Source organism: Hoyosella sp. YIM 151337 (assembly GCF_026041215.1).
GTDB lineage: Bacteria > Actinomycetota > Actinomycetes > Mycobacteriales > Mycobacteriaceae > Hoyosella.
On record NZ_JAPEIQ010000033.1, the window covers coordinates 97,635 to 123,009 of the forward strand.

The 25,375-nt window shown below is 63.7% G+C and carries 27 protein-coding genes; 21 read left to right on the forward strand and 6 right to left on the reverse strand.

The features are described from left to right. Positions 1–190 precede the first annotated feature (190 nt). The 4 genes from fdxA to ONR57_RS17500 all read left to right on the forward strand — a co-directional run bounded on the left by fdxA (position 191) and on the right by ONR57_RS17500 (position 3,510). The gene (gene fdxA / locus ONR57_RS17485; protein ID WP_265124802.1) at positions 191–514 is read left to right on the forward strand and encodes a ferredoxin; all 324 of its coding nucleotides are present in this window, start codon (positions 191–193) and stop codon (positions 512–514) included. Between the two features lies 1 nt (position 515). Then, the gene (dapC, locus tag ONR57_RS17490) at positions 516–1,619 is read left to right on the forward strand and encodes a succinyldiaminopimelate transaminase (RefSeq protein WP_308198707.1); all 1,104 of its coding nucleotides are present in this window, start codon (positions 516–518) and stop codon (positions 1,617–1,619) included. A gap of 96 nt (positions 1,620–1,715) precedes the next feature. Further along, positions 1,716–2,081, forward strand: coding sequence for a hypothetical protein (locus tag ONR57_RS17495; RefSeq protein ID WP_265124804.1), 366 nt, complete (start codon positions 1,716–1,718; stop codon positions 2,079–2,081). A gap of 16 nt (positions 2,082–2,097) precedes the next feature. After that, on the forward strand, positions 2,098–3,510 hold the full coding sequence (locus ONR57_RS17500) for an acyl-CoA synthetase (protein WP_265124805.1): 1,413 nt from the start codon (positions 2,098–2,100) through the stop codon (positions 3,508–3,510). A 103-nt stretch (positions 3,511–3,613) separates the two neighbouring features. Here ONR57_RS17500 and ONR57_RS17505 read toward each other — a convergent pair whose 3' ends face one another. Together ONR57_RS17505 and dapD are read right to left on the reverse strand one after the other, a co-directional pair. Then, positions 3,614–4,939, reverse strand: coding sequence for an amino acid permease (locus ONR57_RS17505; protein ID WP_374116483.1), 1,326 nt, complete (start codon positions 4,937–4,939; stop codon positions 3,614–3,616). 110 nt (positions 4,940–5,049) lie between these two features. After that, positions 5,050–6,027, reverse strand: coding sequence for a 2,3,4,5-tetrahydropyridine-2,6-dicarboxylate N-succinyltransferase (dapD, locus tag ONR57_RS17510; protein WP_265124807.1), 978 nt, complete (start codon positions 6,025–6,027; stop codon positions 5,050–5,052). Between the two features lie 94 nt (positions 6,028–6,121). On the opposite strand from dapD, the gene dapE reads away from it, so the two are divergent. Further along, on the forward strand, positions 6,122–7,186 hold the full coding sequence (dapE, locus tag ONR57_RS17515) for a succinyl-diaminopimelate desuccinylase (protein ID WP_265124808.1): 1,065 nt from the start codon (positions 6,122–6,124) through the stop codon (positions 7,184–7,186). On the opposite strand, the gene ONR57_RS17520 is transcribed toward dapE, so the two are convergent. Beyond that, positions 7,143–9,275 carry an MMPL family transporter gene (locus tag ONR57_RS17520; RefSeq protein ID WP_265124809.1) on the reverse strand — a complete coding sequence of 711 codons (2,133 nt, stop codon included), beginning with the start codon at positions 9,273–9,275 and terminating at the stop codon, positions 7,143–7,145. The two genes, dapE and ONR57_RS17520, sit on opposite strands and share 44 nt — an antisense overlap. Positions 9,276–9,323: 48 nt before the next feature. On the opposite strand from ONR57_RS17520, the gene ONR57_RS17525 reads away from it, so the two are divergent. The 12 genes from ONR57_RS17525 (at position 9,324) to glgC (ending at position 18,905) form a co-directional block, all read left to right on the forward strand. Further along, positions 9,324–9,788 (forward strand): MarR family winged helix-turn-helix transcriptional regulator, encoded by a 465-nt coding sequence (locus ONR57_RS17525; protein WP_265124810.1) that lies wholly within the window; start codon positions 9,324–9,326, stop codon positions 9,786–9,788. Positions 9,789–9,797: 9 nt separating this feature from the next. After that, complete coding sequence (locus ONR57_RS17530; protein WP_374116479.1) at positions 9,798–10,607, forward strand: TIGR00730 family Rossman fold protein; 810 nt, start codon at positions 9,798–9,800, stop codon at positions 10,605–10,607. Beyond that, on the forward strand, positions 10,604–11,173 hold the full coding sequence (locus ONR57_RS17535; RefSeq protein WP_265124811.1) for a TIGR00730 family Rossman fold protein: 570 nt from the start codon (positions 10,604–10,606) through the stop codon (positions 11,171–11,173). Before ONR57_RS17530 ends, ONR57_RS17535 begins: the two co-directional genes overlap by 4 nt. A 28-nt stretch (positions 11,174–11,201) precedes the next feature. Beyond that, positions 11,202–12,065 carry a potassium channel family protein gene (locus tag ONR57_RS17540; RefSeq protein ID WP_265124812.1) on the forward strand — a complete coding sequence of 288 codons (864 nt, stop codon included), beginning with the start codon at positions 11,202–11,204 and terminating at the stop codon, positions 12,063–12,065. 26 nt (positions 12,066–12,091) lie between these two features. Further along, complete coding sequence (gene folP, locus ONR57_RS17545; RefSeq protein WP_265124813.1) at positions 12,092–12,988, forward strand: dihydropteroate synthase; 897 nt, start codon at positions 12,092–12,094, stop codon at positions 12,986–12,988. After that, positions 12,985–13,938 carry a glucosyl-3-phosphoglycerate synthase gene (locus ONR57_RS17550; protein WP_265124814.1) on the forward strand — a complete coding sequence of 318 codons (954 nt, stop codon included), beginning with the start codon at positions 12,985–12,987 and terminating at the stop codon, positions 13,936–13,938. The genes folP and ONR57_RS17550 overlap by 4 nt, the downstream gene beginning before the upstream one ends. After that, complete coding sequence (locus ONR57_RS17555; RefSeq protein ID WP_265124815.1) at positions 13,935–14,225, forward strand: DivIVA domain-containing protein; 291 nt, start codon at positions 13,935–13,937, stop codon at positions 14,223–14,225. The genes ONR57_RS17550 and ONR57_RS17555 overlap by 4 nt, the downstream gene beginning before the upstream one ends. Beyond that, positions 14,222–14,800: a DNA-3-methyladenine glycosylase I gene (locus ONR57_RS17560; protein WP_265124816.1), complete on the forward strand. Its 579-nt coding sequence runs from the start codon at positions 14,222–14,224 to the stop codon at positions 14,798–14,800. The genes ONR57_RS17555 and ONR57_RS17560 overlap by 4 nt, the downstream gene beginning before the upstream one ends. A 187-nt stretch (positions 14,801–14,987) precedes the next feature. Further along, positions 14,988–15,155 (forward strand): DUF3117 domain-containing protein, encoded by a 168-nt coding sequence (locus tag ONR57_RS17565; RefSeq protein ID WP_013808139.1) that lies wholly within the window; start codon positions 14,988–14,990, stop codon positions 15,153–15,155. 78 nt (positions 15,156–15,233) lie between these two features. Then, positions 15,234–16,742, forward strand: a complete 1,509-nt coding sequence (locus ONR57_RS17570; RefSeq protein ID WP_265124817.1) for a M17 family metallopeptidase — start codon at positions 15,234–15,236, stop codon at positions 16,740–16,742. Positions 16,743–16,755: 13 nt separating this feature from the next. Continuing rightward, the gene (locus ONR57_RS17575; RefSeq protein WP_265124818.1) at positions 16,756–17,601 is read left to right on the forward strand and encodes a putative RNA methyltransferase; all 846 of its coding nucleotides are present in this window, start codon (positions 16,756–16,758) and stop codon (positions 17,599–17,601) included. An 89-nt stretch (positions 17,602–17,690) separates the two neighbouring features. After that, complete coding sequence (gene glgC, locus ONR57_RS17580; RefSeq protein WP_265124819.1) at positions 17,691–18,905, forward strand: glucose-1-phosphate adenylyltransferase; 1,215 nt, start codon at positions 17,691–17,693, stop codon at positions 18,903–18,905. 28 nt (positions 18,906–18,933) lie between these two features. On the opposite strand, the gene ONR57_RS17585 is transcribed toward glgC, so the two are convergent. Continuing rightward, a complete protein-coding gene (locus ONR57_RS17585) occupies positions 18,934–19,566 on the reverse strand; it encodes an O-methyltransferase (RefSeq protein WP_265124820.1) in 633 nt (210 codons plus the stop codon). Positions 19,567–19,827: 261 nt separating this feature from the next. On the opposite strand from ONR57_RS17585, the gene sigE reads away from it, so the two are divergent. The 4 genes from sigE to tatB all read left to right on the forward strand — a co-directional run bounded on the left by sigE (position 19,828) and on the right by tatB (position 23,160). Continuing rightward, on the forward strand, positions 19,828–20,574 hold the full coding sequence (gene sigE, locus ONR57_RS17590; RefSeq protein ID WP_374116480.1) for an RNA polymerase sigma factor SigE: 747 nt from the start codon (positions 19,828–19,830) through the stop codon (positions 20,572–20,574). Between the two features lie 117 nt (positions 20,575–20,691). Further along, the gene (locus ONR57_RS17595; RefSeq protein ID WP_265124821.1) at positions 20,692–21,120 is read left to right on the forward strand and encodes a zf-HC2 domain-containing protein; all 429 of its coding nucleotides are present in this window, start codon (positions 20,692–20,694) and stop codon (positions 21,118–21,120) included. Between the two features lie 79 nt (positions 21,121–21,199). Further along, positions 21,200–22,696, forward strand: a complete 1,497-nt coding sequence (locus ONR57_RS17600; protein WP_265124822.1) for a S1C family serine protease — start codon at positions 21,200–21,202, stop codon at positions 22,694–22,696. A gap of 50 nt (positions 22,697–22,746) precedes the next feature. Then, positions 22,747–23,160: a Sec-independent protein translocase protein TatB gene (tatB, locus tag ONR57_RS17605; RefSeq protein WP_265124823.1), complete on the forward strand. Its 414-nt coding sequence runs from the start codon at positions 22,747–22,749 to the stop codon at positions 23,158–23,160. Positions 23,161–23,201: 41 nt separating this feature from the next. On the opposite strand, the gene ONR57_RS17610 is transcribed toward tatB, so the two are convergent. Continuing rightward, positions 23,202–24,194, reverse strand: a complete 993-nt coding sequence (locus ONR57_RS17610; protein WP_265124824.1) for an alpha/beta hydrolase — start codon at positions 24,192–24,194, stop codon at positions 23,202–23,204. Between the two features lie 9 nt (positions 24,195–24,203). Continuing rightward, positions 24,204–25,343 (reverse strand): Mrp/NBP35 family ATP-binding protein, encoded by a 1,140-nt coding sequence (locus ONR57_RS17615; RefSeq protein WP_265124825.1) that lies wholly within the window; start codon positions 25,341–25,343, stop codon positions 24,204–24,206. Positions 25,344–25,375: the final 32 nt, after the last annotated feature.

Sequence of the window (25,375 nt, forward strand, 5' to 3'; positions counted from 1 at the left end):
GGTAGGCTTGAGGATGCTTCGGCGGTTACGGGGCACAGATAACACTGTTGCGGGGTAACACGGTTGCGGGACCACTGCGGGGGGCCCGACGAACCGGAGCGCTAGAACCCGCGCGTCGCACAGCCCGCGGCGTGCGTTAGCCGACAGGTGGCCAGAACGAGGGGCCGGTGAGTAGGACAGGAGAGCTGCTGTGACGTATGTCATTGCAGAGCCGTGTGTCGATCTATTGGACAAGGCATGCATTGAAGAGTGCCCTGTCGACTGCATTTACGAAGGGGACCGGATGCTCTACATCCACCCCGACGAGTGCGTGGACTGCGGTGCGTGTGAACCTGTCTGTCCGGTTGAGGCGATCTTCTACGAGGACGATGTGCCGGACGAGTGGGACGACTATGTCCAGGCGAACGTCGACTTCTTCGACGAACTCGGTTCTCCCGGGGGCGCTGCAAAGGTCGGGAAGAAGCCGTTCGACCCGCCGTTCGTCAAGCAGTTGCCGCCCATGAATGAGGAGTGAGGTGCACCGAACTCCGGTAGCGCGCACCCTTCCCGATTTTCCATGGGATTCCCTGGCTGAGGCGAAAGCCCGGGCGCAGGCGTATCCCGATGGGATCGTTGATCTTTCAGTGGGGACTCCGGTAGATCCCGTAGCTTCCCACATTCGGGAAGCGCTTGCGGCGGTAGCCGATCAGCCAGGCTATCCGACGACACACGGCACGCCTGCACTCCGCATCGCAGCTGCCGAGTCGCTGCAGCGCCGGTATGGCATCACGGGTATCGAGCCGAGCGCGGTGCTGCCAGCGATCGGCACGAAGGAGCTGATTGCCTGGCTCCCACGCTTGCTTGCAGTGCAAGGGGGCGATACCGTCGTCATCCCGGAACTCGCGTACCCCACGTACGAGGTTGGTGCGCTTCTCGCCGGAGCTGACGTTGTCCGTGCGGATGGAGTCTTTGCGCTCGGGCCGCAGCGGGTACGCATGATTTACCTCAACTCGCCGTCGAATCCGACAGGGCGAGTTTTGGGTGTGGAACATTTGCGCAAGGTAGTCGCGTGGGCGCGGGAACGCGGTGTCATCGTCGTTTCCGACGAGTGTTATCTGGGCCTCGGCTGGGATGCTGAGCCGGTGTCCTTGCTGGATCCTCGAGTGTGCGACGGGGTTTTCGACGGTCTGCTGGCGGTACATTCGCTGTCCAAGACGTCCAATCTCGCAAGCTACCGCGCCGGTTTTGTGACGGGCGATCCGGAACTCGTCAGCGACCTGCTCGAAGTGCGAAAGCACGCGGGGATGATGGTCCCGCTCCCTATCCAAGCGGCCGCCACTGCGGCGCTCTCTGTCGACGAGCATGAGGCTGAGCAAAAAGAACGCTACCGCGAGCGGCGTGACATCCTGAGCGCCGCGGTGGTCGAAGCGGGTTTCCGCATCGACCACTCTGAGGCAGGTTTGTATCTGTGGGCGACTCGGGGTGAGCCGGCTGCGAACACCATCGCGTGGCTCGCGGAGCGAGGTATCCTTGCCGCTCCAGGCCATTTCTATGGGCCGCAGGGGAGTGAGCATGTGCGCATCGCGCTGACAGCTACGGACGAGCGCATTAGCGCTGCAGCGCGTAGGCTCGCGTCGTAGACTCTGGCGGTATTTTGACCGATTCGGTCCAGTCCATGCGCAGGGTGAGCGGCCGCGGGCCTCGGGGTGCCGTGCTGTTGCCGAGAGGAGGGCGAGATGGCTCTGCCACTAATTCCTATTGCCATCGGGGTGGGCGTCGCAGCTTTCGGGGCTGGACGCAAACTGCTCAAGAATCTGGAGACAACCCGTCAAGCGGACGACGCGAAGGCGAAAGCGCGCAGCGCATACCTGCAGCTCGCCTTCGCCGTTGACACTATTCATGCAGAAGACGATGACGTGGCACACCAACATCTCCGCAGGGCGAAAGACCTGTTAGATCGTGCACGCGTGATGCTTGACGTGGCGGCTACTCCGGAAGCGGCTGACGCCGCTGGAGCCGTGATTTTGGAAGGGTTCGAGCAGGTCGAGATGGCGTGCGCGGCACTGGGAATCGAGCCTCCCAAGCGGGCCAGCGAGCTGTGACGACTATGCTGGCACCGTGCTTCTGACTTCACTGCACGATGCGGCAATCCGGGACAGTGACACGAGCGTGGTCACGATCGATGGTGAGACGCTTTCCCGGGAGGCGCTTCTCGGTGCGGCAACCGCAGCGGCCGCCCGCGTGCAAGGCGCCCGGGTGGTCGCCGTTCTCGCGGCACCGTCAGCGCGCACGATCGTAGCGGTGACCGGAGCGCTGCTCGCCGGTATCCCAGTGGTTCCGGTGCCACCGGATGCGGGTCCCGCGGAAGTGTCCCACATCCTCCGTGATTCCCGTGCACAGGTGTGGCTTGGGCCCGTGCCCGCGGTTGCAGAGGCGCCGGACGTGCCGCAACTCCCTGCGATACCGGTGCGGGTGCACGCCCGTGACTGGCACCGGTTGCCGGAGCCTTCCGCCGACACACCGGCATTCATCATGTACACATCCGGGACGACTGGACCTCCGAAGGGTGCCGTGCTGAGCAGGCGGGCTATCGAGACTGGGCTAGACGCGCTTGCGGAGGCATGGCAGTGGACGCCGGATGATCGGCTTGTCCACGGTTTGCCGCTCTTCCACGTGCACGGACTGGTTCTGGGAGTGCTCGGCGCGCTGCGGGTGGGCTCCCCGCTCGTTCACACGGGCCGGCCGAGCCCAGGTGCCTACGCGGCTGCCGGGGGCACCCTGTACTTCGGCGTCCCGACAGTGTGGTCCCGGGTTGCGGGGGACGCGTCCGCCGCCCGGGCGCTTTCGGCGGCACGACTGCTCGTGTCGGGCAGCGCGGCGCTGCCGGTGCCAGTGTTCGAGCAGCTAGCGTCGCTCACGGGGCACCGCCTGGTTGAGCGATATGGCATGACAGAGACGCTGATCACCGTGAGCGCGCGGGCGGACGAAGAACGCCGTGCGGGATGGGTGGGTCTGCCGGTGCGCGGCGCGGAAACTCGCATCGTTTCTGAAGGCGGCGCGGTGCCGCACGACGGGGAGTCCATTGGCCAGTTACAAGTACGTGGCCCTATGTTGTTCAGCGGTTATGCGGGCCGTCCCGAAGCGACAGCTGCTTGCTTCACGGACGATGGCTGGTTCCGGACGGGGGATATCGCGACGATCGACGGCGGCGGGTCACACCGTATAGTCGGCCGGGAGTCGACCGATTTGATCAAGTCGGGCGGCTACCGCATCGGGGCGGGTGAGGTCGAGGCGGCACTGCTAGCCCACCCCGGAATCCAGGAAGCCGCGGTTGTTGGTGTTCCAGATGCCGACCTGGGGCAGCGCATCGTCGCGTACGTCGTGGGCGAGCTTGACAACGAGGGCGCGGCGATTGATTTCGTGGCTGAGTACCTTTCGGCGCATAAGAGGCCGCGGGAGGTCCGCTTCGTCGAGGCATTGCCGCGAAACGCCATGGGCAAGGTGCAGAAGACCAAGTTGCTCGAAGGCTGAACTCGAGTCAGCCGTCACATGGCCACAGGCTCAGCAGAAACGGGACAGGTTCACGACAAAAAGTCGTGAACCTGTCCCGTTTCGGGTGCGTTTGCCGCCGTACTTAGGATGGCGCCGAAACCAGGCTCTCCTCCGCACGTTTGCGCCGCTCGTTCCACAGCCCGAGGGCGGTGAGAATCAGGCACAGCACGGCTGTCGAGATCAGCTGTTCGCGTGCGGCCGCGTCGGTAAGCATCAGCACGATGAGGCCAGCGAGCAGGGCCAGCGTGAACCAGGTCAGGTACGGGAACAGCCACATGCGCAGGTGCAGTTTTCCCTCCCGCTCGAGCTGTGGCCGCAGGCGCAGTTGCGCTACCGCGATGAAAATCCAGATCACGAGCAGCGCCGCGCCCACAGCATTGAGCAGTGTGTACAGCAGATTCTCGGCACGCCACCAGATCAGCACGACGGTGACGAAGCTGAAGAAAATCGAGAGCAGGACACCGTACACCGGCACGTTGTTCGCTGACAGTTTCGTCAGGAGACGAGGGCCATCCCCACGGCTCGAGAGGGAGAACGCCATGCGTGACGTGGCGTAGATTTGCGCGTTGTACGCGGAGAGCAGCGCAACAACGACAACGAACTCCATGAAACCGGCGACGGCTGGAATGTTCGCGAGGTTGAGCACGGAGACGAACGGGCTCTGGGCCAGGCTTTCGGAGTTCCAGGGCAACAGGAAAACCATCACGGCCACGGAACCGATGTAGAAGATGCTGATTCGCCAGATCACGCTGCGCACTGCGATGCCGATGCTGCGTTCCGGGTCGCGTGATTCCGCGGCCGCGATCGTAACGATCTCGATGCCACCGAATGCGAACGCGACGATCAGAAGCCCAGCCGCGATGCCTGCGATGCCGTTCGGCAAGAAGCCGCCATGGCCCACAACATTGGTGAAGCCGACGGGGTCAGTGCCGGGCAGCAGGCCGAAGACGAGCAGCCCACCGATCGCGAGAAAACCAACGATCACGGCTACCTTGACGAGTGCAAACCAGAATTCGAACTCACCGAAATTCGCAACGCGGGCAAGGTTGACGAGTGCGAAGAACACGACGATGCCGAGCGCGATCGCCCACTGGGGGATGTTGGGCCACCAGTGGTGCATGAGTGCCGAAGCGCCGGTGATTTCGGCGCCGATAACCATGATGAGCAGTCCCCAGTAGAGCCAGCCCATGACGAACCCGGCCCACGGGCCGATACCAATACGAGCGTAGTGGGAGAACGAGCCGCTCGCGGGTATGGCCGAACCCATTTCACCGAGCATGCGCATCACCAGGATGACGATGAATCCGGCGATGCAGTACGAAATCAGGATTGCGGGTCCCGCTGTGGCGATTCCCGCTCCGGTGCCGAGGAATAGCCCGGCTCCGATGGCAGATCCGAGACCCATCATGGTGAGATGGCGGACCTTGAGGCCGTGCCCGAGGTGTGCGGGCTGCGGCGCTTTAGTTGTGGTTGTCAATTGGTGTGTGTCCCTTGAATGGGCGCTTGGGTGTGCGCTGGTCAGTCGTTGGCGTGTAATGCCGCGTTGAGTTCGATGCCGCTGCCCTGCCGGGAAACGACCTCAACAGCTCCGGTTACGGAGTTGCGACGATAGAGCAGTCCGTTCGCGCCGCTGAGTTCACGGGCTTTTACGGATGTACTCCCGCTGCCAGACACGACAGTGACCTTCGTGCCTGCAGTGACGTACAGCCCGGCTTCGACAACGCAATCGTCCCCGAGAGATATTCCCACACCGGCATTGGCGCCGAGAAGGCATCGTTCGCCGAGCGAGATGATTTCCTTTCCGCCACCGGAAAGGGTGCCCATGATGGAGGCGCCGCCGCCCACGTCCGTCCCATCACCGATCACCACGCCTGCGGAGATGCGGCCTTCGACCATCGACGCGCCGAGCGTCCCCGCGTTGAAGTTGACGAACCCTTCGTGCATGACTGTGGTTCCGGACGCGAGATGCGCGCCGAGGCGAACCCGGTCCGCGTCGGCGATGCGCACACCCGATGGGATGACGTAATCGACGAGACGCGGGAACTTGTCAATGCTGTACACGGTGACTGGGCCGTGGCGGCGCAGCATTGCCCGGACCTTTTCGAACCCCTCTACGGCGCACGGGCCGTAGTTGGTCCACACGACGTTCGTCAGCTTTCCGAAGACACCGTCGAGGTTGAGCCCATGCGGGCGGACCAGCCGGTGTGAGATCAGATGCAAGCGGAGGTATGCATCGTGCGCATCGGCGGGGGGTTCATCCAGCGCGGCGATAGTGGTCCGGACGGCAACCTTTTGTACACCCCGGTCATCGTCAGTGCCGAGAAGGCTGACCAACTCCGGAGGAGTGGCTGCCATGTTGAGGACCTCAGTGCCGGCCGGGCCGAAATCACCCAACTCCGGAGCTGGGTACCACGTGTCTAGGACAACGCCGTCATTGGTGATGTTCGCGATGCCGACCGCTTGTGCGCCCGTTGCTGCAGTACTGTTTGTGCTCACGGGCAGACAGGTTACCGCTTGCGACCGACATCTGGTGTTCTGCCTCCGTATGGCGCCGCACAAGGAAGCGGCTGCGGGCGATAGCCTGGATTGCGTGACTCTTGATCTTCGCTCAGACCCGATCAGCCTGACCGCTGCGCTCGTTGATATCCCCAGCGTCTCGCACGACGAAGCGTTCATCGCCAACGAGGTCGAGACAGCGCTGCGCACGCAGACGGCCGGGTACGAGATCACCCGGAGCGGCAACGCGGTGCTCGCGCGTACGAACCGGGGCCTGGGCAGGCGAGTCATTCTGGCCGGTCATCTCGACACGGTGCCGATCGCTGAGAACGTACCGTCCCGCCGCACGGGCGACATTCTGCACGGCTGCGGAACAGTGGATATGAAATCTGGCGACGCGGTCTTCCTGCACCTTGCTGCGACGCTGCGCAATCCCCGGTTCGACCTGACGCTGATCTTTTATGACTGCGAGGAGATCGCCGCCGCGTACAACGGGCTGGGGCGGATCGAGCGGGAAATGCCTGAATGGCTGGTTGCTGATGTCGCAATTCTTGGTGAGCCCACCGCGGGCGTGATCGAAGCAGGCTGCCAGGGCACGTTGCGCGCCAGGCTCAGCACGAGCGGCATCCGCTCACACTCCGCCCGCGCCTGGATGGGCGACAACGCCATCCACAAACTCGCGCTCATCCTTGAGCGGCTATCGCGGTACGAAGCGCGGTCTGTGGATATCGATGGGTGCGTTTATCGTGAGGGCCTGTCCGCGGTGGGGATCAGTGGTGGCGTCGCCGGGAACGTGGTGCCCGACGAGGCGTGGGTAGACGTCAACTTTCGTTTCGCACCAGACCGCAGTGTCGAGGCCGCCGTGTCACATGTTCGCGATGTGTTCGCGGGTATCGAGTTCGGACTTGAGCTCACGGACAGTTCGCCGGGCGCCCTGCCTGGCCTCGCTAACCCGGCAGCGGCCGAACTGGTCACCGCTGCGGGCGAGGTGCGCGCCAAGTACGGCTGGACTGATGTATCGCGATTCGCGGCGCGGGGTGTGCCCGCGGTCAACCTCGGCCCGGGAGATCCCAATCTTGCGCATCGGCGCGACGAGCATGTACCCGTCGCACAGATCACCGCGGTGACGGAACTGCTGCGGGCGTATCTGGAAGGCTGATGTTCTCGTGCTCGTGCCGCAGCCGGCTCGGCCACCAGATCGCCGGCCCAGCTTGTCTGACGACGGCCGGAACGATCAGTGACCGCATGATGAGCGCATCGAGCAGAACGCCAAACGCAACGATGAACGCGATCTGCACCATGAAAATCAGCGGTATCACGGCGAGCGCCGCGAACGTCGCAGCGAGCACGATCCCAGCGGAAGTGATCACGCCGCCCGTTACGACAAGTGAGCGCAGCACGCCAGCACGGGTGCCTATCCGCAAGGTCTCTTCACGGGCCCGCGTCATCAAAAAGATGTTGTAGTCGATACCAAGAGCCACCAGGAATACGAACGCGAACAGCGGGATCACCGGGTCCGCGCCAGGGAAACCCAGCACGTGGTTGAAAATTAGCGCGCTCACGCCAAGTGTCGCGGCGAATGAGACAACAACTGTCGCGATCAGGAACAACGGGGCGAGCAGTGCCCGCAGCAGCAGCGCGAGAATCGCGAAGACAACGAGCAGGACGAGCGGCATGATCAACGCACGATCGCGCTTGGACGTGTCATCGGTGTCAATTTGGATCGCGGTTGGGCCACCGACCTTGGCATCTCCCCCATCAACGGCAGCGAGGGTGCTGCGCAACTCCCGCACGGTCTGTTCGGCGTCTTCGGAATCGGCGGGTGCCGAGAGCGTCGCTTCTAGCTGCACGAGCCCGTCACGCACGAGCGGTCCGCCGTCTTCGCCGGGAATGAACTCGGCGCGCGATATGCCTTCTGTCCGCGCCGCAGCTGCGCGCACCGACTCTGCTGCGCTGGCGTTCGCGATCACAATGGCAGGGGATCCGCTGCCTGCGTCAAAGTGACGTTCGAGTGCCTGCTGGCCTTCCTGCGACTCGACCTGCGTCAGGAAGATCTCGCTCTGCGCGACCCCGTCGGCGCGCAACTGCGGCAGAAAGGCAGCGAATGCGAGAACGATGATGAGGGGTACGGTCCAATAGCGGCGCGGATGTGCTTCGATTTGCCTGGCTAGCGCCGCCCAGAATCGGTAATTGCGGTCAGGAGTGGTTTCTTCGGCGCTGTAGCGGGGCCGGGCAGGCCAGTAGGCGCTGCGGCCGAGCAACGCGAGCACAGCTGCCAGAAATGTCATGGTCGCGACGAAGGATGCGGCGATGCCGATGGCAGCGACCGGTCCGAGACCGCGATTGGAGTTGAGGTCTGACAGCAACAAGCACAGCACGCCCGCGATGACGGTGCCCGCGGAGGCGGCGATGGGCGGCAGGGCGGCACGCCAGGCGCGCCACATGGCGCCGAGCCGGTCTGTACCCACCCGCAGTTCTTCGCGAAAACGCGCGACGAGCAGGAGTGCGTAGTCTGTCGCCGCACCGAACACGAGGATAAAGAGAATGCCCTGGCTTTGTCCGTTCAGCGTCACGATGCCGGCGTCCGCGAGAAAGTAGACCGCCATGCTTGCCAGCGCGAGAGCAAGGATCGCGCTTGTCACGACGATCAACGGCAAGAACGGGCTGCGGTAGACGATGACCAGGATGACGATCACAACCGCGGCCGCAACGATCAGCAGCAGCCCGTCGATACCCGCGAAGGCCGCACCAAGGTCGGCGCTGGATCCAGCTGGCCCAGTGACGAATACGCTCAGGCCGTCGGGTGCGTCCGCCAGCGCTTCTCGCAATTCATCGACGGCGTCGGAGACCGAGCCGTTCGCATCCACCGGAATGATCACCTGGACCGCATCACCATCTTCGGATGGGATCGGTGGCGATGACGGACCGGCGAGGCCGGGCTGACCCTGGATGCCGGTGAGTGCCCCTTCCAGAAAATCCGCATCCTGCGGCTGCACCCCGCCCGAGCGTTCGGCGATTACGATCGCAGGGACGGCGGTGGTGTCTGTGAAGAGGCGCTGCAGTTCCTGTACCTCGGTGGATTCGGCTGATTGCGGCAGGAAGGCGGCGGCGTCGTTGACCTGAACTTCGCCGAGTTTCCCGGCGAAGGGCCCGGCAACGCCGCCGAGGCCGAGCCAGGCGACGAGCAGCAATCCGGGAAGCAGCCAGCGGAGTTGCCGGGCTGCAGATCGGGGTGGGGCGGCGGTCATGCCAGCCATTATTCAGCAAGCTGAACAATTTGCAACTGGGTGAGGTTAATGACTGATGAGATCGATCCATTATCAGCCTGGCCGACTGGCCGTCTGCTGTCAGCGGCGGCGCGGAGACTCGAGCACGCTTGGGAAGCGATCCTCAGTGAGCGAGGGCTGACGCATGCGGGCCTAGCCGTGCTGCACTGTGTCGCGCAACGTTCGCGCTACCAGCGCGAGGTGGCCCGGCAGTGCCGTGTCACCGACCAGACGATCAGCCGGACGATCGAGCGGCTAGTGCACCAGGGCTATGTCACTCGCGCGCGCGACGAGAACGATGCTCGCCGCACCACGGTGGCAATCACGGACCGCGGCTATCGGATCTATCACGAACTCCACGCCCTGGAGCGCGACGATCCGCGCCTCGTCTCAGGCATGCCCGAGCACTCCGAGTTGCGGCGATTACTTGTGCGGTTGATCGCACATCTCGAAACGCCGCAGACGGACAGCACAGAACACCCCCACGTTGGTTAGTCTTCGCGCATGGCGCCAACGAAGCTCCCATCGCCGAGTCCGGACGATCCCCTGAACGCGGCGTGGGAACAGTATTGTGGCCCGGTGCTTCAGCGCTGCCCGCCTGGGGTTACTCCGGTAACGATGGACCAGCGGCTTCTCGACAGCCGCGGGCCAAGCGACTGGGTGCACACCGACCCCTGGCGGGTATTGCGCATCCAGGCTGAGTTCGTCGAGGGTTTTGGCGCCCTCGCTGAGGTTCCGCGCGCGGTAACGGTGTTTGGCTCGGCGCGTACTGAGCCTGGTTCCGGCGACTACGAGGCAGCACGCGAAATCGGCACGGCGCTGGCGCGCGCGGGCTACGCGGTGATCACTGGAGGCGGCCCCGGTGCAATGGAAGCAGCGAACCGTGGAGCGCGGGAAGCGGGCGGGTACTCGATCGGTCTTGGGATCGAGCTGCCATTCGAACAGGCACTCAATGACTGGCTCGACCTTGGCATCAACTTCCGTTACTTCTTCGTGCGCAAGACCATGTTCGTCAAGTATTCGCAGGCGTTCGTGTGCGTCCCTGGCGGGTTCGGCACGCTCGACGAACTCTTCGAGGCGCTCACCCTTGTTCAGACGAACAAGATCACGCGATTTCCGGTGATACTTTTTGGAACGGACTTCTGGGGCGGCCTGGTCGACTGGATTCGCGACCAGCTGGGGGACACCGGCAAGATTGGCGCCGCGGACGCGGACCTCATCCATGTCACGGATAGCGCGGAAACGGTTGTGGAAATCATTGACGCGGCGCAACAGACGATCCACACGAAGTCAATTGCGGGCGGCACCCCATGAAGCACCAGGGCTCACACCGCCACATGATTGCCGTGTACTGCGCCTCGGGGCCGGTGCCCGCCGAGTATCTGCAACTCGCCGCAGACGTCGGTGACGCGATCGCCCGCCGTGGCTGGGGCGTCGTTTCAGGCGGCGGGCACATTTCGATGATGGGCGCCGTCGCGACCGCTGCCCGCGCGGCCGGCGGCTGGACTGTCGGGGTTATCCCTAAAGCGCTGGTGCACCGTGAGGTCGCCGACACTGCGTCGGATGAACTGATCGTCACCGACACCATGCGGCAGCGGAAGAAGCAGATGGAAGAGCGCGCGCACGCCTTTTTGACGCTGCCCGGCGGGATCGGCACGCTCGAAGAATTCACTGAAGCATGGACCGCTGGATATCTGGGAATGCACGACAAACCGCTGGTCGTGCTCGATCCCATGGGTCACTTCGCGGGTTTTTTCGACTGGCTGCATTCGATGGTGCCTACAGGCTTCGTGAGTCAGCGCTCGCTCGCTCGGGTCCACATCGTGAAGAGCCTCGATGAGGCGCTGGAGCGGTGTGCGCCCGGAGCCGCGGGCGTTTAGCGGCTACTCCTAGGGATAGGACTCGCAGGTGGACTGGATTATCACTGCGCTGGGGGCTGCGCTCGTCGTCGTGGTGCTGTGGGATATTTTCCACACGCTGTGGCATACGAGCGGTCAGGGGAGGATCGCACATTTCGTTCTCATGTGTGTGTGGCGGCTGACCGCACTGATTGGACGGCGCGGACGCAGGCTGAGTGGACCGCTCGCGATGGTCGGTGTAATCGGCACGTGGGGCGGGCTGATTGTGCTGGGGTGGACGCTGATCTACTACCCCCACATGCCGGAAGACGTGAGCTATGAAGTGGGGCTAGACCCCTTCCGTGCTGGACAGGTCATCGATGCGTTGTACATGTCCCTTGTGACTCTGGCGACGCTTGGCTACGGCGACATAGTGCCGACCGCCCCCTGGCTGCGGGTGGTGTCGCCTGTTCAGGCGCTGATCGGATTTGGTCTGCTGACGGCTGCAGTTTCTTGGGTCCTGCAGGTCTATCCAGCGCTCTCGCGACGCCGCGTGCTGGCACTGCGGATCGATATGATCGAGCGCAACGGTTTCAGTGATCTCCTCGGCGAGTTGCGCGTCGACACTGTGACGAGAACGCTCGATGAAATCGCGACTGGTCTCGCACAGGTGCGTATTGACTTGGACCAGTACGCCGAAACGTACTATTTTCGGGATGGCGGCCAGCACTCGACGCTGGCGGCCAAGCTTGGCCATGTGTTGTCGCTGTCCGAGCGGGCAAGCCTGGCAGACTCTGCCGACATCCAGTATTCAGCGAGCGTGCTGGACGACGCTGTGCACAAGCTCGCGGAACTGCTCGACCGGCGGTTTCTCAAGACCGGAGGCAGCGTGGACGTTGTGCTGAACGCCTATGCGGAGCAGCAACAAACCTGATTGAGAAACGTGACACGATGGACGCCATGTGCCCAGACGACTCTTCGCGCGGCGTGACGATCGCACCGACACTGTGCGGGCGTTCGGTCCCCACTGATCGCGCGCTCGTGATGGCGATCGTCAACCGCACCCCTGACTCCTTCTATGACCGCGGCGCAACGTTCACTGATGCGGCCGCGATGCGGGCGGTGGAGCGGGCAGTCGCCGAGGGCGCCGACGTAATCGACATTGGCGGTGTGAAAGCGGGTCCGGGCGCGCTGGTCGATGAGCAGGAGGAGATTCGCCGTGTTGTGCCTTTCGCGGCGGCGGTACGGCAGGAGTTCCCAGACGTCTTGATCAGTGTGGATACCTGGCGAGCGGAAGTGGCCAGCGAAGCGTGTGTGGCCGGCGCGGACCTCATCAACGACACCTGGGCCGGCGCGGATCCCGATTTAGTGCACGTCGCGGCGTCACTCGGCGCGGGCATCGTCTGCTCGCACACTGGCGGCGCCGCGCCACGGACTAGACCGCATCGCGTGCGCTACGCCGACGTCACGGCGACCGTCGCGGACGATCTGACGCGCGCGGCACAGCGTGCGCTGGCTGCTGGGGTGCGACGGGACGGTATTCTCATCGACCCGACACATGATTTCGGGAAGAACACCTTTCACGGCCTTGAATTGTTGCGGCGGTTGGACGTTCTTGTGAATTCCGGATGGCCTGTCTTGATGGCGCTGAGCAATAAGGATTTCATCGGGGAGACTCTAAACGTGGGTCTGACCGAAAGATTGGAGGGCACCTTGGCAGCGACTGCTGTAGCCGCGTGGTGTGGCGCGCGTATGTTCCGCGTTCACGAGGTTGCCCAAACGCGGCGTGTTCTTGAGATGGTGGCGGCGATCGCCGGAACACGACCACCCGCGCGAACAGTAAGGGGTCTCGCATGACGATTACACCGCTGCGCCAAGATTGGATGCAGACCAATAGCTGGACAGAGCCCGAGTGGAGGGTGGCTGAACTCGTAGCTGCGAAGCGCGGACGGACGGTGTCTGTTGTATTGCCGGCCCTGAACGAGGAAGAATCCGTGGCAGGCGTGCTCGACACCATACGGCCGCTCACCGACGGACTGGTTGATGAGCTGATCGTGCTGGACTCGGGCTCGACTGATAGCACCGCTGCCGTGGCACGCGCTGCCGGTGCCACCGTCTACTCGCGGGAGGAGGCGCTGCCGGGTGTCGTGCCAGTGCGCGGCAAAGGTGAGGCGCTGTGGCGAGGTGTTGCGGCGAGTACCGGCGATTTCATTGTCTTCATCGACTCGGATTTGATCGATCCCGACCCGATGTTCGTCCCGCGACTGCTTGGCCCGTTGCTGATGACTCGCGGGATCCACCTGGTCAAAGGCTTCTACCGGCGCCCGCTCGTCGATGGGGGTGCCGAGCATTTTCATGGGGGAGGCCGCGTGACAGAACTCGTGGCACGACCCCTCTTGACCGCCCTGAGACCGGAACTCTCCGCGGTTTTTCAGCCGCTCGGCGGCGAATACGCCGGTTCACGTGAATTACTCGAGTCGGTGCCATTCGCGCCTGGGTACGGAGTAGAAATCGGGCTGCTGCTCGATACCTATCACCGATGGGGAATCGACGCGATCGCCCAGGTGAACCTTGGCGTCCGGAAGCATCGAAACCGCCCGCTGACCGATCTTGGGTTCATGAGCAGGCAAATCATGGCAACTCTGCTCGAACGCGTGGGTGTCGGCGACTCCGGTGTCGGGCTCACGCAGTACCTGCCGTCGGGCGAGTCGTTCGAGGCCGTAACGTCACAGGTCGACCTCGAGGATCGCCCGCCGCTGTCGCGACTTGTGCAAGAAATTCATGATCACGGCAAAATGAGAGCGTGACCACCGCGCTACTCTACGTCCTCGTTGTTGCTGGTGTCGCGGGGGTGCTGTACGCCCTCGCCGCGCTCGTCTTCGGGCGCGGCGAAGCCTTGCCTCCGCTGCCCCCGCATACCAGCCCGACGGCGCTGCCCGTCGAGCGAGTAAGCGGTGATGACGTGCGGGCCCTCAAATTCCAGCAGGCGCTGCGCGGCTACAAGGCGGCTGAGGTCGATTGGGCACTAGACCGGCTGGCCGCAGAAATCGACGTGTTGCGCGCCGAGTTGGCGGCTGAGCGGGCGCAGCAGTGACGGATGACCTGTCGCAGCTCCGTTGCCCATGGGCAGAAGGCGATCCACTCTACGAGAAGTACCACGACGAAGAGTGGGGCAGACCGGTGCACGGGCGCGATGCGCTATTCGAGCGGTTGTGTCTCGAGGCCTTCCAGTCGGGCCTGTCGTGGCTGACGATTTTGCGTAAGCGTGACGCTTTTCGGAGGGCGTTCGCGCAGTTTCGTGTGGAGGTCGTGGCCCAATTCGGCAGTGGCGATGTCGAACGGCTGCTGCTCGATTCATCGATCGTCCGGAACAGGCGAAAAATTGAAGCCTGCGTGAATAACGCGCGCCGGGTTCTAGAACTCGATTGCGAGCTCGGTGAGTTGTTGTGGTCTTTCGCCCCACCGCCGCGGCCGCAGCGATTCCGCGTGATCGGGGATATTCCTGCAGTAACCCCCGAATCAGCCGCAATGGCGAAAGAACTGCGCCGCCGGGGCTTCACATTCATCGGCCCTACAACGGCATATGCACTCATGCAAGCGACGGGAATGGTCGACGACCATCTGCGTAATTGCCCGGTAAGAGTGAAAAGCCCCGTCTCGAGTCTGTGAAAAGACTCAGAGGAGTGGTGTTGCACTGCACAGTGCGGGCGTAAACAAGAGAGAATGAGGAGCGTACAGGACCTGCGCTGCGGCAGGGCAGGTTTCTGAGCCGTGTTGCGGCACGACTAGACTAATGGTCTGACATCCGCCATTCCGCCGAAGCGGAATGTGCACGGGATTTGTGGAGGGAGCAGAGATGGCGGCGATGAAGCCCCGTACTGGCGATGGTCCGCTGGAGGCGACCAAGGAGGGGCGCGGGATCGTGATGCGTGTGCCACTCGAGGGCGGTGGACGACTGGTCGTCGAACTAACACCGGACGAGGCCGCCAATCTGGGAGAAGCTCTCAAGACAGTGACCAGCTGACAAGGCTGCTTGCTGACCGTGTGGTTCTGGGCCCTGTCTTCCGATGCGGAAGCACAGGGCTCCGGCATGTGAGGTGACATGAACGTGCAACCCGAAATCCCGACGCTGGTAACTACGGTGACATGGGAAACCGCCCGCCCCGACGAAGCCGGCAACAGCAGTGTCGAAGTGGAGCTGTGCGCCCCGGATTCGCTCCGCCCCGTGGTCGAGATACCGGGCGACTCACACCTGCCGTGGCGGGTGCAGCTCGATCCGCGCAACGCAGCAGTCAGTATCGGAGATGGCGTTCCGGATCCGTACAGGCCGTGGCGCGCGGCAGGCGCGGATATGATCCGTGCTGCGCGGCAGTACGCATCTGGTCCTGCGAAGAACGGTGTTACCGTGCGTATCCCGGCGGAGACGAGCGATGCTGAGATCGAGGCGTTCACCGTGGGAATCGTCGCCGGATCGCATGAGATGCGAGTGTCCGGCACTGCACCGAACCGGGTTCCGCACGTCACGCTGTCCGGTTCGCGCGACGCGCGGAATGCGGTGCGCCGCGGGGGGGCACTGGGCCGCGCGACGGCGCTGGCGCGTGATCTCGCTAATTTGCCCTCTAACCTGAAGACGCCAGCGACCCTCGCGGGTTTTGCGCTTTCCGCAGTCGGTGCGAAGGCCGGTGTCGAAGTGACCGTCTTTGACGAGAACTGGCTGGCAGAAACGGGTTTCGGAGGTCTGCTTGCGGTTGGCGGCGGCTCGGCCGCACCGCCACGGCTGATTGAGGTGCGCTGGCATCCGCCACAGGATTCACGTGAACCATCCAGCGGGGGAGCCGATGTCCCGCATGTCGTCCTCGTCGGTAAGGGCATCACTTTCGACACGGGCGGGATCTCGGTCAAGCCTGCCGAGAACATGCATCTCATGAAGACTGATATGGCCGGTGGCGCAGCCGTGCTCGGTGCGATGTGCGCGATCGCCGATCTTGGCCTGAACGCCCGCGTGACCGCATTGGTGCCGTGTGCCGAAAACATGCTGTCAGGCAGTGCGTATCGCCCAGGTGACGTCGTGACCCACTATGGGGGGCTTACCACTGAGGTAACCAATACTGACGCTGAAGGGCGAATGGTCCTGGCTGACGCACTTGCGTACGCGGCGGCGAATCTCGAACCGGACGTGCTCGTCGATATCGCCACGCTGACGGGAGCGATGAAGGTCGCTCTGGGCATGCGGACGGGTGCTGTGTTCACCGACGACCAGGAACTCGCGACGGCCCTGTGTCGCAGCGGTTCTGACGTAGGCGAGCGATGGTGGCGCCTGCCGCTTTCCCCCGAGTACGCCGACGCTGTCCGGTCCGCTATCGCGGATCTGAAACAGGCGCCGGGCGGCCCCGGCGCGATCACTGCCGCGTTATTCCTTAAGGAGTTCGCCGGCAGCACCCGCTGGGCACACCTCGACATCGCGGGTCCCGCACGCGCCGAAGATACCTACGACGAGGTCAATCCGGTTGCCAGCGGTTTTGGGGCACGGACACTGACGAGGCTGGTAGAGCAGATTGCTGCGCGGGGGCCCGCACAGCCTGAGCGGCCATGCGACGGGCAGCAGGGCTGATCGGGTGCTCGGCGTGGCCGTCGATGCGCTGATGTGCCCGCATTGCCGTGGTGCACTAAGTCGCGACGGTCAGCGGCTGACGTGCGGCTCCCGGCACTCCTTCGACATCGCTAAGCAGGGGTACGTCACGCTCTTGCGCGCGCCCCTGCAGGGCGCTCCGGGAGATGACGCGGCGATGCTCGCCGCGCGGCATGAGTTCTTGTCTCACGGGCATTACCGGCCGATACAGGACGCGATCGCGGCAGCCGTACGGCGGCATGCAGGCAGCCAGGCCGGTCAGGTAGTGGCTGATGCTGGTGCTGGCTCTGGTGACTATCTCGCCGCGGTACTGGATCAGTTCCCGGCCAGCGTGGGCATCGGCGTCGACGTGTCTAAGTTCGCAGCGCGCAGGCTGGCGCGCCGACACCCCCGGATGTGCGGCGTGCTCGCGGATGTATGGCGGCAGATTCCCTTGCGAGACGGGCGCGCTGATGCGGTTCTCTCTGTCTTCGCGCCGCGCAACGTTGCGGAGACCGCGCGAATTCTGGGTACAGGGGGTCACTGGATCGTTGTGACTCCCCGGCCGCAGCATCTTTGCGAACTCACTGCGGTTCCGGGGGTGGTAACCGTCGAAGCGGGAAAGACCCAGCGACTCGACAGCAGTTTGGGCGACCGCTTCACCGTCGCCGAGCGGTTAGCCGTCACGTACGAACTCGACATGCCGAAGGCATCAGCGGAACTGCTACTTGCTATGGGGCCGACCGCATATCACCTCGATAGTGCGCAGCGAAGCGCGATCCTTGCCGGGCTGACTCCGCGCTCGAGTGACTCACTGGCTATCACAGTCGCGGTTGATCTGTCCGTGTTCACAAAAACGTGACGTGATAAACCAGCTTGTTACGCGCGCCCTTGTGTGATCAGTCGTGGCGATGGTTGGCAAGCCCCGCACGCGACGATAGGTTGAATGGCGTGAGGAGTCAGCCGCACGTTCTGGGGATCGTTCTCGCTGGCGGTGAGGGCAAGCGCCTCTATCCGCTAACCGCAGACAGGGCAAAACCTGCCGTGCCGTTCGGCGGGGCCTATCGCCTTATCGATTTCGTTCTGAGTAATCTTGTCAACGCCGGGTACTTGAAGATCTGCGTGCTGACGCAATACAAGTCACACTCACTGGACCGGCACATATCCCAGAACTGGCGGTTGTCGGGACTCGCGGGCGAGTACATCACGCCGGTGCCCGCGCAGCAGCGGCTCGGCCCCCGGTGGTATACCGGCAGTGCGGACGCGATCTATCAGTCGATGAATCTCATCTTCGACGAAGACCCGGAGTACATCGTGGTGTTCGGGGCTGACCATGTGTACCGGATGGATCCGGAACAGATGGTGGCTCAGCACATCGATTCGGGCGCCGGGGTTACAGTCGCGGGTATCCGCGTACCTCGCTCCGACGCGCGTGCGTTCGGGTGTATCGAAGCCGACGCGTCGGGGACAATCACGAAATTCCTTGAGAAGCCCGCAGATCCGCCTGGTACACCCGACGATCCGACCGTGACATTCGCTTCAATGGGCAACTACGTCTTCACAACAAAGGCGCTCGTGGACGCGCTCCGCAGTGATGCGGAAGATTCAGACTCCGACCATGACATGGGTGGCGACATCATTCCGATGCTCGTGTCCAGGGGTGAAGCAGCGGTGTACGACTTCAATGACAATCACGTACCGGGCGCGACTGACCGCGACCGCGGCTATTGGCGTGATGTCGGAACAATCGACGCGTTCTACGACGCCCACATGGATCTCGTGTCCTCACAGCCAGTATTCAACTTGTACAACCGCCGCTGGCCGATCCGCGGCGCCGCCGAAAATCTGGCGCCAGCCAAGTTCGTCGACGGCGGGCTCGCTCAAGAATCGGTGGTCGGAGCAGGAAGTATCATCTCGGCGTCGGTGGTCCGGCAGTCGGTGCTGAGTTCCAACGTGATCGTCGACGCGGGCGCCACCGTCGAGGGAAGCGTGCTGATGCCTGGCGTGCGCATCGGGCGCGGAGCGGTTGTGCGGCACGCCATTCTCGACAAGAACGTCGTTGTGGGTGAAGGCGCACTCATCGGTGTCGACGACGAACGCGACCGAGAGCGCTTCGCCGTCAGCAATGGCGGCGTAGTGGCCATAGGCAAGGGCGTCTGGGTCTAGCGGAAGCGGCCGGAGGGCCGCGCTGTGCTCAGCAGCGCGCTGCGCAGAGCAGGCCTTCGCCAAGCGGGAACAGGACGCTGGTTAGTGTCTCGTCATCCTCGATCAGTTGGGCTGCCTCGCGTGCACCCTGTACCGCGGCGTCCTGCTGGCTCGCGTCGCCCACTCGGCCGCCGAGCATCGATGCGTTGACGACCAGCGCCCCACCAGGACGCAGCAGCCGGGTGCTTGCGGCCACGTACTGCGGCTGGTCCACGACGTTGGCATCGATAAAAACGAGGTCGTACGCGGCGTCAGCCAGGCGGGGCAGCACGTCGAGAGCGCGTCCATTGATGAGACGCGTGCGCGTGGACGCGATCTTGGCCTCCTGGAATGCGCGCCGGGCTGCGCGGAGGTGCTCGGTGTCGGTGTCGATGGTCGTTAGGATGCCGTCTTCACGCATCCCTCGAATCAGGCACAAGCCGCTCACACCAGCGCCGGTGCCGATCTCAACGACGGCACGAGCGCCGGTGAGCTTGGTGAGGACTGTCAGTGCTGCGCCCACCGCCGGGGTTACCGCGCGGGCGCCGAGGTCGTCGGCTCGCTCGCGGACCGTGCGGAGGACCTCGTCTTCGAGAGTGGACGATTCGGCGTGGTTGAGCATGAGGTCGGCATTAGCTAGCACGTCAGCAGGTTATCGCTTTATCGGCAGGCGGTGGTGGCAGGCACGCGGAGAACGACGTGATAGCGCCGGTTTCTTTGAGAAACTCAGCACAATCGAGATCCCGCGCGTCCGGCGAGGTTTCTCAGGCTGTCCTCAGGGCACTCATAGTGGGTGCACATTACTGCCGGCCACAGTAATGGTCAGCGAAACGGTGCGACTGCAGCGCGGCAGGTGTCCGCGGGCCGGGAATAAAACCGGTGGCGCGGGAAGTTGACAGGGGCAATGATGTCGCGTGAGAGTGGTCTTGATGGGGAGGCGGCACTGAGTTTGATGCGCGTACTTGGCTCGGGATCGAGCAAGCAGAAGGCCTCGTCGGCGCCTGAAGAAGCCGAGGTTCAACTCGCGAGCACCGAAGAAGTGGGGAGCTCCGCGGACCATGACTCACGCCCGGACTTGACAGGTACAGGCGCGTTTGACGCGTCGGACGGGCAAGTTCCGCTCCCCAGTTGGGACGAACTCGTCCGCGAGCATGCCGATCGGGTCTATCGCCTTGCTTACCGCTTGTCTGGTAACGCCCACGATGCTGAGGACCTCACGCAAGAAACCTTCATCCGCGTTTTCCGGTCGCTATCGAGCTACCAGCCCGGAACCTTCGAGGGATGGCTCCACCGAATCACGACCAACTTGTTCCTCGACATGGTCCGCAGGCGCACCCGCATCCGGATGGAATCGCTGCCCGAGGACTACGAACGTGTCCCGTCCGGCGGTGCGAACCCGGAGCAGATCTATCACGACTCTCGGCTTGATCCGCATTTGCAGCGTGCACTCGACGGTCTTCCGCCTGACTACCGTGCGGCGGTCGTGCTGTGCGATATCGAGGGATTGTCATATGAGGAAATCGCCGCGACCCTCGGAGTGAAGCTTGGTACGGTTCGCAGCCGCATCCACCGGGGACGGCAAGCGCTGCGCGAAAACCTGAAGCAGATGGGTGTTTTGGGGATGCAAGGACTCGCTCCCGCAAAAAGTTAGCGGCTGGGCCGGTGCTTGCCGGCAGGCGCGAGCCGTGAGTTTCGGTACTCTGGAATCGCGCGTCGCGACGTATTCTGGCGTAGCGTGGAAAGAGCAGAAACCGATCGAGGAGGTGTGATGGTGTCACCAGGCGGCATGCCTAGGCGAATGTTCGGCTGGAGGCTTCCTTCCCTCTCCGCTTGGAACTCAGGTTCCGGGCTTCCCCTGCAATCGCCTCCGCTTACTCTCCAGCATTCATCTCGGCAGCGGACGTTTCGGCCTACGGAGCACCTCGCGCACGAGGCCATCGCAGCCTATGTCGACGGCGAGATGCCGATGTCGGCTTATCTGCGGGCCGGTTCACACCTCGCGGTCTGCCAAGAGTGCCGCGAACAGGTCAGCGCACAGGTGCAAGCGCGCTCCGCGTTGCGGCAATCCGGGCCGGTGGGGATCCCGGAGTCACTTCTGAATGTGCTTTCCCAGATTCCCGCGAGCGCGGCGATGGCGCCCGAATTCCCCGTGGTATCGCCTGCGACTCCTGCTCAGCCGCGGCGAAAGCGCCGCTAGGCGGTGACACTGCTGACTGCGTCCCCCGCGGTAGCCGGGTGGTCCGCGTTGTCGTGACGGATAGAAGACTGGGTGGTTTGTGAACGACGGTGAGATCGGGGGGATCGGCCATTCCCGGGATCGCAGTGCCCGTCCACGGCTTGCGCCTCGGCCGTTAGCCAGCCCGGACATCGACCCAGAAACCCGTCGCGCGTTCGGTCGGCCAAATGGGGTAAGCGGGGCTTTCCTGCCCCGAGATGGCCACGCACGTGACGTGCCGGAGATTGAGATCCAGCGTCCCGACCCGGTGCTCGCTGAAGCGTTTGGGCGCCCCGCGCCAGACGCTGATGTTCTCCAGCGTCCCCCGGATGAGGATGCTATGGCGGCCGGGCAGTCCGCAGCGGAGGCTTCTGACCCATGGCGGAATCCGCAGTCATCCGCGCAGTTGGGTGCCCCGGCGCTCCGGGCACCAGTCGCCGATCCGCAGGCGTTACCACCCGCGCCCCGGTTGACTACTCGGGAGGTGCTGTTCGGGCGCCGGATTGAGCGCCGTGCCCTGGCTGTGCTGGCCGTGGCAGCGCTCGTGATCGGCGTCGCGGGTGGCCTCATCGGTCGACTGACTGCCGAAGTGTATGAAGCGCGTACGAGTTCTCGCGTGTCGATTTCGCAGTACGAACCAGATGCCGCAAACCCTGGCGGGCCGATTGCCTCGGTCGCGCAGGCTGTCACACCCGCTGTCGTCTCCATTCGTGTCCTGTCAGGTAATCAGGCCGCGACGGGCTCCGGGGTCGTCATCGACGGCGCCGGCTACATAGTGACGAACAACCACGTAGTGTCCATGGCTGCTCGGGGCGGCGATACGGAAATCGAGGTGCTCTTCTTCGACGGTCGCCGCGCGCCTGCTGAGATCGTCGGGCGTGATACGCGCACTGACCTCGCAGTGATCCGTACCACCGCCGATAACCTCACGGTGGCAGAGTTCGGGGTGTCTCAGTCCGTCCAAGTGGGTGAGGAAGTCCTTGCGATCGGTGCGCCGCTAGGGCTCGACCGTACGGTGACGCGGGGTATCGTAAGCGCGCTCAACCGCCCGGTACCGCTCAGTGGCGAGGGCACCGACACGGATGGCGTGATCGATGCGATCCAAACGGACGCTTCAATCAATCCGGGTAACTCTGGTGGCCCGCTCGTTGACCTGGAGGGCCGGGTAATTGGCATCAATACAGCCATCAGATCTGCCACTGGTGGCTCTATTGGCCTCGGGTTCGCCATTCCCGCGGACACCGTCGTGATGGTCAGTCAGCAGCTGATCAGCCAGGGCCGTGCCGAGCATCCCGGGATTGGCGTCACCGCCCGGTCAGTGTCGAACGACGTCGCGACGGGGGCGGAAATCGCCAACGTCAACAGCGGCAGTCCGGCAGAGCGCGCCGGGATCAGGGAAGGTGACGTGATCGTCCGCGTGGGCGACCGCGAGGTCTTCACTGCCGACGAGCTAATAGTCGCGGTCAACAATCTAGCGATCGGCGAATCGGTGACCGTACAGCTCGTCCGCGCTGGACGACTCATCGATATTGAAGTGACTCCAGAGGCCCTCCCATGATCCGGATCGCACACACGCCACGTCTGCTGTCGAGGAAGTAAGCTAGCACCGTGTTCAGCAATATCGGTTGGGGCGAGATATTCATCTTGATGGTGGCCGCCCTCGTCATACTCGGGCCGGAACGGTTGCCGGGCGCGATGACCTGGACTGCCCGCGCCCTTCGGCAGGCCCGCGAGTACGTTTCCGGGGCGAGTAAACAGATCCGGGAAGAGATCGGTCCCGAGTTCGACGAATTCCGCAAGCCGATCGCTGAACTGCAGAATCTACGCAACATGTCGCCGCGCAGCGCGATCACCAAGCATCTGCTCGACGGCGACGACTCGATATTCACCGGCAATTTCGACGACAAGCCTGCCCCCGGTGCTGACAAAAAGGCGAACGGAGGAAGTAAGCCGCACATGAACCCCGAACGATCCCCGCTCACCCCGAATGAGACGCCACCGATCGATACGGACGCGACGTAATGCAGAACAACCGGCTCCTCGTCATTTGGGCGGTGCTCGTGTCACTCGTTGTGGTGCTGTCGGTTGTATCGTTTTTGGTCAACAGCTGACTGTATGAACTCGGCGGCTTCGGCGATCGCGTCCGCAGCCTCGGGTATGACGTACACCATCGCGGGAAAGGCATGGAGTTGGCGCGGCCACGCGTGCACCTCGGTATGGACCCCGCGGCGGTGGAGTGCTGCCGCGAACTCGTGGATGTCGGCGGCGAGCAGTTCGTTGAGCGCCACAGTAATGAACACCGGCGAGGTGATCACATCGACTGCGTGGAGCGGGGAGAGCACGCCTTCGACGTCAACGTCACCGGAAAGCCAGTGTTTACGGACTCGAACGACCCGCCGGGCGGGCAGGTAAGCGTCCCGTGCCGGTCGTGCGGCGTGGTAGCGCTCGGGAAATAGCGAAAGCAGTGGAGAAAACCCGAGCAACCCATCGGGCCGGCGGAGGTTCCGCGCCGCAGCTAGTTCGCCCACCTTCATCGTGAGGTAGCCGCCCGCGGAATCGCCGGCCACGAATAGCGGCCGTTCTGCTCCCGCCGTGGTGAGGAGTTCTTCGTAAGCGGCGATCACATCGGCAATGGACGTGCCTACGCCGCCGTCAGGAAGCTGTCGATACGCGATCGACACCACCTCGGCCTGCGCGACCTGAGCGAGAGCTGTGCAGATCGGCCGGTGCGAACCCAGGCCCCCGAAGTAGAACCCGCCGCCGTGCAGATAGAGGATGATTGGTCGCTGGTCCGTGGGCTCCGGTATCCGAGAGGTCACCCACTCGGCAGGGCAGCCACCGAGCTTCGCATTGGTGTAGATGCAGCGCGACGATTTGCCGTGAGTGGCCAGTCGGCGCTCGACCCGGGCGGAAAGCGCGATGATCAGCGAGAATCCCAGCACGCCGAGCGGCCAGAGCAGAAAAAGAGGGCGTACGAACAGCCAGGTACACCACCACGTGATACGCGAACGCAAACTCGGTGGGCCGTGGTGGACGGTGTACTCCGACGGCTCCACGGCGCCTGCTCAGCGACTGTGCCGCGTCGTGTCGATCCCCAGGGACATGCCCGCGAGCCCTCGCTGCCGGACAGCCAGCTTCTCAGCGATACCGAGCAGTGCGGCGCCTGCCGCCGACTCCGGTGCACTGAGAACGATCGGCGTTCCCGCATCGCCCCCCTCGCGAACCGCGGGGTCCAGGGGCACCTGACCGAGCAGCGGCACCTTCGCGCCAATTGAGGTGGTGAGCTGCTCCGCGACGGTTTGCCCGCCACCAGAGCCGAAAACGTCCATTCGGGTGCCATCAGGCAGTTCAAGCCACGACATGTTCTCGATCACGCCCGCGACCCGCTGATGCGTCTGAAGTGCGATGGCGCCAGCACGTTCGGCGACCTCGGCTGCAGCCTGCTGCGGGGTTGTCACGACGAGGATTTCCGCACCAGGGATGAGCTGGGCGACCGAGATTGCGATGTCACCCGTTCCCGGTGGCAGATCAAGCAGCAGCACGTCGAGATCGCCCCAGAAGACGTCGGCGAGAAATTGCTGCAGCGCACGATGGAGCATGGGACCGCGCCATACAACGGGCACATTGCCCGTCGTGAACTGGGCGATCGAGATAAGCTTCACATCGTGCGAGATCGGCGGCAGGATCATCCGCTCGACCTGGGTGGGCTTCGCGTCAGTGCCAAGCATGCGAGGAATCGAATGTCCGTAGATATCCGCGTCGAGCACACCGACGGAGAGTCCGCGTGCCGCTAGGGCGGCGGCGAGGTTCACCGTCACACTAGACTTCCCGACCCCGCCCTTTCCCGATGCGACTGCGTAGACCCGCGTAAGTGAGTCCGGCTGGGCGAACGGGATTACCGGCTCGCTGGCGTCACCGCGCAGCTTCTTGCGTAGTTCGCTGCGCTGCTCATCGCTCATCACATCGAGTGTGACCTGAACATTCCGGACGCCGGCGACGTCCGCGGCGGCTGCGGTGACGCGATTCTCGATTTCAGAGCGCATCGGGCACCCAGACACAGTCAGGTAAATACCAATCTCGACATCTCCGTCGTGCGAGATGTCGATGTTTTTCACCATGCCGAGGTCAGTAATGGGCTTACGGATCTCAGGATCCTGTACCCGGGCAAGCGCTGACCGGATGGCCGATTCAGTAAGTGATGACATCACCCTCGATCATAGGCGCCGCCCCCAGCAGA